Annotated in this window: 8 protein-coding genes and 1 pseudogene; 5 read left to right on the top strand and 4 right to left on the bottom strand. The window is 60.7% G+C overall.

Going from position 1 to position 9322, the window contains the following annotated elements:
• Positions 1 to 462, top strand: a pseudogene (locus ABL914_RS13185) (hypothetical protein); the annotation flags it as partial.
• A 42-nt stretch (positions 463 to 504) separates the two neighbouring features.
• Here the strand turns inward: ABL914_RS13185 and ABL914_RS13190 are convergent.
• The 3 genes from ABL914_RS13190 to ABL914_RS13200 all read right to left on the bottom strand — a co-directional run bounded on the left by ABL914_RS13190 (position 505) and on the right by ABL914_RS13200 (position 2426).
• Complete coding sequence (locus ABL914_RS13190) at positions 505 to 942, bottom strand: MAPEG family protein (protein WP_391563649.1); 438 nt, start codon at positions 940 to 942, stop codon at positions 505 to 507.
• Between the two features lie 13 nt (positions 943 to 955).
• On the bottom strand, positions 956 to 1387 hold the full coding sequence (locus ABL914_RS13195) for an MAPEG family protein (RefSeq protein ID WP_391563650.1): 432 nt from the start codon (positions 1385 to 1387) through the stop codon (positions 956 to 958).
• Positions 1388 to 1463: 76 nt separating this feature from the next.
• Positions 1464 to 2426: a threonine/serine dehydratase gene (locus ABL914_RS13200; protein ID WP_391563651.1), complete on the bottom strand. Its 963-nt coding sequence runs from the start codon at positions 2424 to 2426 to the stop codon at positions 1464 to 1466.
• A gap of 62 nt (positions 2427 to 2488) precedes the next feature.
• On the opposite strand from ABL914_RS13200, the gene ABL914_RS13205 reads away from it, so the two are divergent.
• From ABL914_RS13205 to ABL914_RS13220, 4 genes are all read left to right on the top strand, one after another.
• Entirely contained in the window at positions 2489 to 3700 is a 1212-nt protein-coding gene (locus ABL914_RS13205) for a saccharopine dehydrogenase family protein (protein WP_391563652.1), read from the top strand.
• Positions 3700 to 4899, top strand: coding sequence for a carboxynorspermidine decarboxylase (locus tag ABL914_RS13210; RefSeq protein WP_391563653.1), 1200 nt, complete (start codon positions 3700 to 3702; stop codon positions 4897 to 4899). Before ABL914_RS13205 ends, ABL914_RS13210 begins: the two co-directional genes overlap by 1 nt.
• 37 nt (positions 4900 to 4936) lie before the next feature.
• Positions 4937 to 6181, top strand: coding sequence for a serine hydrolase domain-containing protein (locus tag ABL914_RS13215; RefSeq protein WP_391563654.1), 1245 nt, complete (start codon positions 4937 to 4939; stop codon positions 6179 to 6181).
• A 142-nt stretch (positions 6182 to 6323) separates the two neighbouring features.
• The gene (locus ABL914_RS13220) at positions 6324 to 7529 is read left to right on the top strand and encodes a type III PLP-dependent enzyme (protein WP_391563655.1); all 1206 of its coding nucleotides are present in this window, start codon (positions 6324 to 6326) and stop codon (positions 7527 to 7529) included.
• Positions 7530 to 7613: 84 nt separating this feature from the next.
• Here ABL914_RS13220 and ABL914_RS13225 read toward each other — a convergent pair whose 3' ends face one another.
• Positions 7614 to 9074 (bottom strand): DUF2853 family protein, encoded by a 1461-nt coding sequence (locus ABL914_RS13225; RefSeq protein WP_391563656.1) that lies wholly within the window; start codon positions 9072 to 9074, stop codon positions 7614 to 7616.
• Between the last annotated feature and the right edge of the window lie 248 nt (positions 9075 to 9322).

Genomic DNA, 9322 nt, shown 5'->3' on the forward strand with positions numbered 1-9322 from the left:
GTCTATCATACCGCGCAGTTTTCCAGCCGCGTGCTGATCGCGCCGGGCGGGCCCTCGCTTGATCTGCTGGGTGGGGATGCGCTGTCCACCGCCGGCACCCCGCGCCACGCCATCGAATTTAACGGCGGCTTGTTCTACAAGGGGCTGGGGATGTTCACCCAGGGCAGCTGGAGCGCGCCGACCACCGTTGCCGCATCGGGCACGCCGGGCACCAGTGATTTGCGTTTTGGCAGCGTGGCCAGTGTCAATCTGTTCGTGTTTCTGGATTTCTCACAGCGGCCAAAGCTGATCAAGAAGATCCCCTTCCTGAAGGGCGCGCGGCTTTCGTTCAGCGTCCAGAACCTGCTCGATGCCCATCAGCGGGTTACCGATGCCAGCGGCGCAGTGCCGCTATCCTATCAGGCCGATTATATGGACCCGCGCGGGCGGGTGATCGGAATATCGCTGCGCAAGATGTTTTGAACGGCGCTCCGGGCGGGGTTATACCCGCCCGGAGCATCGCAATCAGTGAAACACCGCCAGCAGCAGATGCAACGTTAGCGCCATCAGGCACAGGCTGCTCAGCGCGAACAGCATGAAGCGCGGCATCACTTTGTTGACGGTTGACTGGAAGATCGAATGGACGATCCGCAGCCCGACATAGGCCCAGGCGATTGTTGCGTTCAGGCCATCACCCTGGCCAATCATCGCCAGCGCCAGCGCCACCGCATAAAACACCGTTGGCGCTTCGTGCAGGTGATTGTAATTGTGCGCTTTCCACTGGATCTCGCGCGGGATCAGGCCTTCCAGCATGGCCCCGGTCCAGCCTTGATCGGCACCGGCTGTATCGGGTTTGGGCAGCTTGTTTATCGCAGGGATACGGGTGGCGTACATCCAGATCCACATCACCATGGTCCACCCGGCCAGAACGGCCAGCGGCTGAAGAATATCGGCTTGTATCATGTAAGGTCTCCCCTCAGACCAGAACGGTCAGTTCAAAAGCGTGAATTGCCAGCATGACCAGGCAGATGGTGGACAGGATAAACAGCGTGAAGCGCACCGGAATGGTGTTCACCGTGGCCTGCCAGATCGAATGCAGAATGCGCAGCACAACATAGCCCCAGGCGATCATGATCGTGCCCGGATTGGGGCCCAGCAAGGCCAGGATCACCACCGTCGGATAGAAAATCGTCGGCTGCTCCATCAGGTGGGCATAGTTGTGCGATTTCCACTGGACGCTATCGGGCAGCACCCCTTCAAGGTTTTGCCCGCGGCCACCCGGCGGTGCGGTTTTGATATTGGCGCCCAGCTTTGACATTGCTGGAAAGCGGGTCAGCGCGGTCCACATCAGCATGATGATTGACCACAGCACCAGTACGGCGGCCGGCGCGAGCATTTTGGCTTCCATTGGTATTCCCCCTCGTTTTCTTTGGCGATCCGAGGGGCGCGAGGTTGGTCCTGGAAAAACCGATTGTCAAATGCAACTAATCGTTGCTGGCCAGTACCTTGGCAAAGTCAGCCGGATCGGTGTTGCCGCCGGAAAGGATCACGGCGGTGCGGCCATCGATCGCAACCTTGCCGGCCAAAATTGCCGCCAGCGCCGCCGCCCCGCCGGGTTCAACCACCAGATGCAGGTTGGCAAACGCCCAGCGCTGCGCCGCGCGAACCTCTGCGGCGGTAACGGCATAGCCTTTCGCCACCCGCGCTTGCAGCACCGCAAAGTTGATCGGCCAGGTGGCCGGGGTTTGCAGCGCATCGCACTGGGTGGGAAATTTGGGATCGGGCACCGGCACGATCTTGCCCTGTTCAAGGCTTAGCCGGACATCGTCCCAGCCTTCGGGTTCAACCGGCACGATTTCTGCTTCGGGGCAGGCCAATGCCAGCCCGGCCGTCAGTCCGCCGCCGCCGCACGGGCAGACGATCCTGCTGGGGCCAGGCAGGCCGCGCTCAGCCAATTGCGCGGCAATCTCCAACCCGGCGCTGCCCTGGCCTTCGATTACCCATGGATCACCATAGGCATGAACCAAGGTTGCCCCGCTCTGGTCGATCAGCTGCTGCGCCACCGCATCGCGGTTCTCGCCGCTGGGCCGATCATACAGCACCACATTGGCGCCATAACCGCGGGTTGCCTCGATCTTGGTTCTGGGGGCATCGATCGGCATCACAATGGTTGCCGCAATACCCAGCCGCTTGGCTGCCCAGGCCACGCCTTGGGCATGATTGCCGCTGGAAACGCCAACCACGCCGCGTTCCCGCTCGGCTTCGGTCAGGTCGGTCAGCCGGTGCCAGGCCCCGCGAATCTTGAATGCGCCAACCGGCTGAAGGCTCTCTGCCTTGAACCACACCGGCACGCCGTTCACCGCGGCCTCGATTAGAGGTGTTTTCGGCAGCAATTGCGTTATCTTGGCAGCGGCAATCGCGACACCTTCAGGAGTCGGGCTTCTCATTTGTTGTGTGGCCATGAAACAATTCTATATGCGCGCCAAATCGAGGCAAGGAGATTCGAGCAGTGAGCAAAGTTCTGGTGATTGGCGCGGGCGGGGTCAGCTCGGTTTGCGTCCACAAGATGGCGGCAAGCGCAGGCATTTTTAGCGAGATTCACCTCGCCAGCCGAACACGCTCAAAATGCGATGCGATTGCGGCCTCGGTTCTGGAACGGACCGGGCAGACGATTTCGACCTATGAGATCGATGCCGAGGAAGTACCGGCGCTGACCCGGCTGATCCAGCAGATCCAGCCAAAGCTGGTGGTCAATCTGGCGCTGCCGTATCAGGATCTGCCGATCATGGACGCCTGTCTGGCCGCTGGGGTGAACTATCTGGATACGGCGAATTATGAGCCGAAGGATCAGGCCAAGTTCGAATATTCCTGGCAGTGGGATTATCAGGACCGCTTCAAGCAGGCCGGGCTGATGGCGCTTTTGGGCAGCGGGTTTGATCCCGGCGTGACCAGCGTTTTCGCGATGTGGCTGCGCAAGCACAAGCTCAAGACCATCCGCCAGCTTGATATCCTCGATTGCAACGGCGGCGATCACGGCCAGGCTTTTGCGACCAATTTCAACCCGGAAATCAACATCCGCGAAGTAACCGCTCCGGCCCGGCACTGGGAGAACGGCGCGTTCGTCGAAAGCCCGGCGATGGGCAAAAAAGTGGCTTTCGAGTTTGAAGCCGTCGGCCCCAAAAACATGTACTTGATGTACCATGAAGAGCTGGAAAGCCTGGCCAAATTCATCCCCGAACTGGAACGCGCGCGGTTCTGGATGACCTTTGGCGATGCCTATATCACCCACCTGACAGTGCTGCAGAATGTGGGTATGACCCGGATCGATCCGGTGATCTATCAAGGCAAGGAAATCGTTCCATTACAATTCCTTGCCGCCGTTCTGCCCAAGCCTGAAACGCTCGGCCCAACCACCAAGGGCAAGACCAACATCGGCGATATCGCCACCGGCGAAGCGCTGGATGGATCGGGGACCAAGACCTTCTACATCTACCAGATCTGCGATCACGAAGAGGCCTTTGCCGAAACCGGCAACCAGGCAATTTCATACACCACCGGCGTGCCAGCAATGATCGGTGCGGCGATGATGCTGACCGGAGCCTGGAGCGGCGCGGGCGTGTTCAACATGGAGCAGATGGATCCCGATCCGTTCATGGACATGCTGGGTACGCATGGGCTGCCGTGGCAGGTGAAGGAACTGGATGGGCCGGTGGAGTTTTGATGGAAACCAGGGCCGGCGATCCGGGGGCATTTGCCCAATTTGACCTTGGCCGCGTCGATAGCCCCAGCTTCGTGGTCGATGCCGCGCGGCTGCGGCAAAACCTGACGGTGCTGGCTGATGTTCGCGACCGTGCAGGAGTGAAGGTGCTGGGCGCGCTCAAGGCGTTTTCGATGTGGTCCACCGCACCGATCATTGGGGAATACCTCGACGGGGTTTGCGCCTCAGGCCTGTGGGAAGCGCGGCTGGCATCTGAGTTCTACGACGGCGAAATCGCGACCTATTGCGCGGCGTATAAGCCAGAGGATCTGGACGAAATCCTGCGGCTGTCGGATCACGTGATTTTCAACTCCCCCCAGCAGATCATCCGTTGCAGCGCGATCATCGAAGCCGCCCGCGCGCGCGGTGAAAACTTTGACATTGGATTGCGGATCAATCCCTTGCACCCCGAAGGTGAAGTGCCGCGGTATGATCCATGTGCCCCGCATTCGCGCCTGGGCTTTCCGATCGACCAGCTGACCGAAGAGCATATCGACCTGATCGACGGGCTCCACATGCACACGCTGTGCGAGCAGGATTTCGAGCCGCTGCGGCGAACCTGGGATGTCGCCTTCGATCACCTTGAGCCCTATTTCGGTCAGTTCAAATGGATCAATCTTGGCGGCGGCCATCACATTACCCGCAGCGATTATCAGCGCGATGAGCTGGTCCAGTTCTTGATTGATATGCAGGAAGATACCCAGGCCGAAGTCTATCTTGAACCTGGCGAAGCGGTGGCATTGGATGCCGGAATATTGATCGGCACGGTTCTCGACATCGGCGAGAACGGAATGCCGGTGGCGATCACCGATATCTCGGCCACCTGCCACATGCCCGATGTGATCGAGGCGCCCTATCGCCCGGCGATGCTGGGCGAGTTGGCGTTCGACGAAGACCGGGTCGATGAAGGGCAGGGCGGAGCAGTTCGGCTTGGCGGGCCGTCTTGCCTGGCAGGAGACGTGATCGGCGACTACCGCTTTGCCCAAGGGCCGCAGGTGGGGCAGCGTTTCGCGTTCCTTGATCAGGCGCATTACTCGATGGTCAAGACCACCACCTTCAACGGGGTGCCGCTGCCTTCGATCTGGTTGTGGGACAGCGAAAGCGATAACCTCGAATGCATCAAGCGCTTTGGCTATGAGGACTTCCGCGATCGGCTTTCCTAGGGCATGCTGACTGGTGCAACGGCAAGGGAGAGTGCAAGTGTCCGGTCAAATCCTTGATGCCCACACATCTGACCCCGCCGCGATGGGCTGGATGGAGGGACTGCCCCCGCCCCAAGCCAAGCGGCTGGCGTGGGAACGGGCCGATCACATGCGCTTTCCGACCCACCGCTATGCCTATTCACACATGCGCGAATTTTTGCCTACGGCGCGGGTTTCGCGTGGGCAGGGGCCGGTTGCCGATTTGCCCGAAACACTGCGCGATGATCTGGATGCAATCAGCTTTGCCGCAATGGATGATGGCCGGGAATTGACCTGGCAGGAATCGCTGGGCGTCAACTTCACCGATGCGATCATGGTGATGCACAAGGGCGCGGTGGTCTATGAACGCTATTTCGGCGTAACCCGCCGTGATACGCCGCACATAGCCTTTTCGGTGACCAAAAGCTTTGTTGGCACTCTGGCCGAAATGCTGATCGCGGAAGGCCGGCTTGATCCGGCGGCGCCAATAGTGGACCTGATCCCTGAGCTTGCCGGTAGCGGCTTTGCCGACGCCACATTGCGGCACGTGATGGATATGACTACTGCGCTGGATTTCAGCGAGGAATATACCGACCCATCCAGCGGCATCGGCGCGATGAGCAATGCCCTGGGCCTCACCCCGCGCCCACCGGGCTATGCTGGCGCGCCCGATGTTTATGCCTTTTTGCCCACCATCGCCAAAAATGGCGAACACGGTACGCGCTTTACTTATCGCACCTGCAATACCGAAGTGCTGGGCTGGCTGGTCGCACGGACCGAGGGCAAGCGGCTCGATCATGTCCTGTCGCAGCGAATCTGGCAGCCGCTGGGGATGGAACAGGACGCCGATTTCCTGACCGATTCGACCGGGATGCCGTTTGCCGGCGGCGGACTCAATCCGGTGCTGCGCGATATGGCCCGATTTGGCGAAGCGGTGCGCTGTGATGGCCAGGGCGGAGGCGGCCAGGCGATTGCCCACGACGCCGTTCGCGCGATCAAGGCCGGAGGCGTGACAGAAGCCTTTTCCCCAGCCGGCTATCAATGGATCCCGGGCGGATCCTATAACAGCCAGTGGTGGGCAATGGGCGGAAATCATGGCGTTTTTTCGGCACGCGGAATTCACGGCCAGGCGATCTGGATCGATCCTGTGGCAGAGGTGACGATCGCCCGGTTTGGATCGCACCCGATCGCCGCCAACGGAGTGTTTGATCCCACCACGCTTCCCGCCTTCCGCGCGATGGCCGATCACCTGACGCGGGGCTGATCGGGGGCTGATTTTCACTTGCAGTTAAGGTGCGAATCTCTATAGCCCGCCTCCGCTGCCCCATGGGGACTTCCAATAACCGCAAGGCAGCCGTCGTCTAATGTGTTGTTTTGGCCGAAAGGCCTATTGGGGGTCCCTTGAGTTGCACCATTTTCCTGATGCATCGGCTGTAGTTCGCGCTCTTTCGCCCGACGAACCCGTTATCCTGAACCGTCCGCACGCCGCCGCGCGCGCTGCCCGCTTCTTTGCTGAGAAGTTTCCGGGCAAGTCGCTCTATGCGGTCAAGGCCAATCCCTCGCCCGATCTTTTGATGGTGTTGTGGGAGGCTGGCGTCACCCATTACGATGTCGCCTCGATTGCCGAAGTGCGGCTGGTTCGTAGCGCGCTGCCAGATGCCGTGCTGTGCTTCATGCACCCGGTCAAATCGAAGAGTGCGATTGCCGAGGCATACAAGGCCCACGGCGTGCGTGTGTTCAGTCTTGATAGCTATGAGGAACTGGCCAAGATCGTCGAGGCGACCACCAGCGAAACCGGTGCCGCTGCCGAAGACTTGTCGCTGTGCGTAAGGCTGCGGGTTTCTTCCGAATATTCAGAGCTAAGCCTTGCTTCCAAATTCGGGATCGATCTGGCTGATGCCGCGCCTTTGCTGCAAGCGACCCGCCAGGTTGCTGACAGCCTGGGCATCTGCTTTCACGTTGGCAGCCAGGCGATGACCCCGTTTGCCTATGTCCAGGCGATGGAGCGGGTCCGTGCCGCCGTAGTTGATGCTTCGGTCACGGTTGATATCGTGGATGTTGGCGGCGGCTTCCCTTCGATCTATCCGGGGATGGAACCGCCCCCGCTCGAAGACTATTTCGGTGCAATTCACCGCGCCGCAGAATCGCTTCCGGTTTCCTATTCATCGGAATTGTGGTGCGAACCGGGCCGGGCGCTGTGTGCGGAATACAGCTCGCTGGTGGTCAAGGTTGAACGCGGCCGCGGTGATGAGCTTTATATCAATGATGGCGCTTACGGCGCGCTCTATGATGCGGCGCATGTCGGCTGGCGTTTTCCGGTGCGTTGTATCACGCCGGGCCGGTCCGAAGCCCTTGCGCCGTTCGCCTTCTATGGCCCAACCTGTGACGATGCCGATTTTATGGCAGGTCCGTTCATGCTGCCAGACGATATGCAGCCTGGCGACTACATCGAAGTTGGCATGCTGGGGGCATATGGGGCCGCAATGAAAACGGCGTTCAACGGCTTTGGCCAGGCCCGCCTGTTCGAAGTCTCGGACGAACCGATGGCCAGCCAGTACACCGGCCAGCGCCAGGATCCGCGCGCGAAAGACAACGTCGTTTCGCTACGCTGACAATATCGTTTCGCTGCACTGACAATCAAAAAGGGGCGCTGCAATTGCAGCGCCCCTCTTCGTTTCGTCGTCAGCCGCGATTGCTTACTGGACGGTCACTTCAACTCGGCGTGCGGCTTCCTTGGAAACCGATCCGTCGGCGCTGTTTTCTGGCTTGACCATTTCGGCTGATTCGGCCGGAATACCGGCTGCAACCAAGGCCGCCTGGACGGCCTGTGCGCGGTTCTTGGAAAGCTCTGCATTGAAAGCAGCATTGCCGCTGGGATCGGAATATCCCGATACCGCAAGCTTGGCACCCGGGTTGCTGGCCAGATAGCCCTTAAGCCCGGTTGCACTTGCCGCAAACGCTGCCGCGACATCGGTCTTGCCGGTATCGAAATAGACCTTCACCACAGGCTTGCCATCGCGCAGTTCGCTGGTCACACCGGCGCCGGCCGGGATTGCAGCGGTTCCTTCAGCCGGGGCCGATGCAAGATCGGCCGGCGCGCCAGCATCAACGCTGGCGGCGGCTTCGGTGGCGCTAGCGCCAGCAGCGTCGGTGGCGTCACCGCCGCGGCCGAACACCCACCACAACAGGCCCAGGATCAGGGCAGCGGCCAATAGCCACAGCAGCCAACCCATCCCGCCGTCTTCATCAGAGCTTGTTGCCTGGCCGCCGCCGGTAAACAGAGCAGAGGCCTTATCGGCTGCGGCACCGGCAGCGCCGCTCACAGCAGCACCCGCCGCACCAGCAACATCACCTGCGGCGCCCACGGCTTTGGCAGCGGTATCCTTCACGGCATCGCCAGCGCCTGCTGCGGCCGCAATCGCCGCGCCAGCCACTGCTGCGCCGGCGGCTACGGTGCCGACAACAGCAGCCGAACCGGCCTTGCCGGCATCGCTAGCCACTGCTGCGGTCTTGTCGAGCAGGCCTTGGGTCTTCTTGGCCGGCGCCTTGGCGGTGCTGACCTTGGCTGCGGCCTTCTTTGCAGCAGGCTTCGCAGCTGCGGCCTTGGCCGGCGCGGCGGCCTTCACAGCGGGCTTGGCAGCCGCCTTCTTGGCAGCAGGTTTGGCTGCGGCTTTTGCCGCCACAGCTGCACCAGCAACTGCAGCAGCAGCGCCAACTGCCTTTGCCGCAGTTTTCTTTGCGGCAGGCTTGGCAGCCACAGTTTTGGCGGCAGGAGCCTTAGCCGGAGCTTTGGCTGCCGGTGCCTTCTTCACCGCAGCCTTGCTGGCAGCAGGTGCTTTGACGAACAGGCCAAGCTTCTTGAATTCAGCGGCCAGCAGGTAATAGACCGTCACCCGGTTTTTGGTGCGATCGGCCTTCATTACGGCGCCAACTGCGGCGATTGCCTTGTCCAGCACCGCATCGCTTTGGGTCAACCCAAGCTTTTTCTTGAGGAAGTTGTTGCGAACACGGTCAGTCTCGGTCTTGTCGCTGAAGGCGACCAGCGAGGAATCCTTGCTGCGAAGTGCGATCCCGCAATAACGCACAATGCCTGCAATTGCGGCGTCATCGGCATTCGCGGCATATTTCTTGACGTCTGCGGCCCAATCGGTTGCCATTTTTCACTCCCTTAAGACCCGGCAATCGCATTGATTGCCTGCGTGATTTCCAGCGCAGGTCTGCGCAGCGGCGGAGTCGTAACGGATTTTACGGAGTGGTCCAGCGGGAATCCGCTGCCATGAGACCCAAAAACATACAGGTTGGGCCTATGCCGCCAGTGCGAGGTCGAGTCTTTGCCAGATTTCGGTGAGCGCCTTGGTCAGATCGCGGATCATGGCCGGGGTGTGGGCCGGGCCTGGGGTAAAGC

Origin of the sequence: Novosphingobium sp. (assembly GCF_040079535.1) — a bacterium.
In the GTDB taxonomy this organism is placed as follows: Bacteria; Pseudomonadota; Alphaproteobacteria; order Sphingomonadales; family Sphingomonadaceae; genus Novosphingobium.

Coding starts and splice junctions, on each gene's coding strand:
- ABL914_RS13190 (WP_391563649.1), bottom strand. CDS start 942: ATGATACAAGCCGATATTCTTCAGCCGCTGGCCGTTCTGGCCGGGTGG.
- ABL914_RS13195 (WP_391563650.1), bottom strand. CDS start 1,387: ATGGAAGCCAAAATGCTCGCGCCGGCCGCCGTACTGGTGCTGTGGTCA.
- ABL914_RS13200 (WP_391563651.1), bottom strand. CDS start 2,426: ATGAGAAGCCCGACTCCTGAAGGTGTCGCGATTGCCGCTGCCAAGATA.
- ABL914_RS13210 (WP_391563653.1), top strand. CDS start 3,700: ATGGAAACCAGGGCCGGCGATCCGGGGGCATTTGCCCAATTTGACCTT.
- ABL914_RS13225 (WP_391563656.1), bottom strand. CDS start 9,074: ATGGCAACCGATTGGGCCGCAGACGTCAAGAAATATGCCGCGAATGCC.